The organism is Segeticoccus rhizosphaerae, assembly GCF_009192725.1.
In the GTDB taxonomy this organism is placed as follows: Bacteria; Actinomycetota; Actinomycetes; order Actinomycetales; family Dermatophilaceae; genus Segeticoccus; species Segeticoccus rhizosphaerae.
Genome location: NZ_VOHR01000661.1, coordinates 1 through 758 on the forward strand (window position 1 = coordinate 1; position 758 = coordinate 758).

Sequence of the window (758 nt, forward strand, 5' to 3'; positions counted from 1 at the left end):
CTTTGCGTTCACGATTGCGGTCGAAATACCGCGACAGCGCCGTCTCGTCCCCATTCAGGAAATGCCATGTTGCCAAAAGCAGTGACATGATCTTGAGCAGGAGCCAGACGCCAATCATCAACACGACGACGGCGATAACTGACTGCAACGGTCCAAAGCTGTATTCGGTGCCCATTACGGTCACCTGAACGCCACCCTGGCTTTCCAAAAGATATCCCGCACCCCAGGCCAGCGCCGCGACTGCGGCGACAAACACGATAATTTTGATCAGTGACCAAAGCATATATTCAACTTCCTCAGTTTGCCGTCAGGCGTTGGGATAGGTCCTGTACCGCGGCTTCGGCCTCAACGCGCGCACGTGCGTCGGACAGCCAGCTTTCCATGGCGGCTTGCGCCTCTGGCGGCAATGTATCGATCTCGGTCAGCGCATCAGTCAGACGGCCTTCGCGCACGGCTGCTTCGGCGCGGGACAGAACGGCATCCGGGTCAGAGCCTTCGCGCGGCTCAACCGATCTGGCGCCCAGCTGACGGCGCAAGAAGCCAACCGCTCCGCTATCGCCGCCATCCACGCCGGCTGCGCGCGCGGCAGCAAGGGCAGCACGGGCAGTATTGGGGAATTCAGCCTGCAGGCTAAGAAGTGTCGCCACACCGCTGTCTGCAGGGGCTGCCAAGGCTTCGGGCACATCTGCCACGCCAGTTTGCGACAAGTCACCCAATGCGGAATCGTATTCGCCACCGGTATTCAATGCCGCTGTAAT

General features: G+C 60.0%; 2 protein-coding genes. Both read right to left on the reverse strand.

Features of this window, described 5'->3' with window-relative positions; translation table 11 throughout:
* Nucleotides 1-283 (reverse strand): heme biosynthesis HemY N-terminal domain-containing protein (locus tag FRW57_RS22365; protein WP_203230511.1); only part of this gene is annotated, 283 nt, incomplete at its 3' end.
* A 13-nt stretch (nucleotides 284-296) separates the two neighbouring features.
* A partial coding sequence (locus tag FRW57_RS23740) for a COG4223 family protein (RefSeq protein WP_203230512.1) occupies nucleotides 297-758 on the reverse strand: 462 nt, incomplete at its 5' end.